This is a genomic window from Polynucleobacter sp. 39-46-10 (assembly GCF_002282275.1).
This window is the reverse complement of record NZ_NCJB01000478.1, coordinates 1-1360: the sequence shown is the minus strand read 5'-3', so window position 1 is coordinate 1360 and position 1360 is coordinate 1. Positions and strand designations below refer to the sequence as shown.

Below are 1360 nucleotides of genomic sequence, written 5' to 3'. Positions count from 1 at the left end.
TACAAGATCTGCTTCACTAGGTAAACCTTTTTTAAATCCAAAAGATTCAAAAATCACGGTAAGCCCTTGGGGCTTATCTTTCAGAAGATCCTGTATCCATGAGCGTAGGGCATGGGCGGGTAAGTTACTGGTATCAATGCTATGCGCTTGGGTGCGAAGAGGTTCTAGTAGGTTGCGCTCTGTATCAATCGCCTCTATCAGAGTAGCCGCCTGAGACTCTTGAGTTTTACCAGAGAGCGGATGACGTCTACGGGTCTCAGAAAAACGCTGGATGAGTGTATTGGTATCTGCATTCAAGAAAACAACTCGCACATCATGGCTGCGTCGTAAGTTTTCTAAGATCTGGGGTAGCTCTGCGATTGACTGGCCGCGACGGGCATCAATGGCTACTGCAACGCGTTCACTCTTCTCGATCTCTAGAGTGGTGATGAGATTTTCTAAGAGGGTGACTGGAAGGTTATCTACACAGTCATAGCCTGCATCCTCAAAGGCTCTAAGCGCAACGGATTTACCTGAGCCGGAAATACCGGTAATCAGATTGATTTGCATATTAAATGAGTCGACCCTGTGACTTAGTAGATTCAGCCTCTGCATTCATTTGCAAACGCTGACGCTCCATAAATTCTTTTAAGGTATCAATGCCCCGCAGTTGCAGAATAGTATTGCGGACTGCCGCCTCTACTAGTACAGCCAAGTTACGCCCTGCAGCCACTTGAATTTTGACGGTCCTTATTGGAATGCCTAGCACATCAATATGCTGCGCTTCTAATGGAAGACGCTCGAACTCACCATCATTACGACGAACGAGTTGTACGATCAAGCGCAATTTCAATTTACGACGCACGGCCGTTTCACCAAAAATTGTGCGGATATCTAATAAGCCTAGTCCACGAACCTCTAGGAGGTTGCGCAGAATCACAGGGCAGCGACCCTCAATGTAATCTGGTCCAAGACGAGCAAAGTCCACCGCATCATCAGCCACTAAACCGTGGCCACGAGAAATCAACTCTAAACCCAATTCGCTTTTTCCCAAACCTGACTCGCCCATGATTAGGACGCCCAAGCCTAAGATGTCCATGAACACGCCATGCATCGTAATTTGGGGCGCACCAATCTTTGTGAGGTAGGTGCGTAGGTGGTCAATTACCTCCGCAGCAGAAATAGTTGTTGTAAAGAGTGGGGTAGAGGATCTTTGGCAGAACAGTTGCAGATCGGCATCAGCTGTTTTCCCATCAGCAACAATCACACAAGGTGGTGTTTTTGAAATTAAGCTAGAGATTTGATCTTGCCTTTGTTTTTGTTCGAGCTGAGCATGGTAATCAACCTCTTGCTCACCAAAAATCTGAATACGGCTTGGGTG

2 protein-coding genes are annotated in these 1360 nt (G+C 46.9%); both read right to left on the bottom strand.

The annotated features are described in order from the left end of the window. A partial coding sequence (locus B7X71_RS16955) for an RNase adapter RapZ (RefSeq protein ID WP_293601602.1) occupies positions 1-549 on the bottom strand: 549 nt, incomplete at its 3' end. A gap of 1 nt (position 550) precedes the next feature. Beyond that, on the bottom strand, positions 551-1360 hold an 810-nt coding region (gene hprK, locus B7X71_RS16950), incomplete at its 5' end, for an HPr(Ser) kinase/phosphatase (RefSeq protein WP_293601601.1).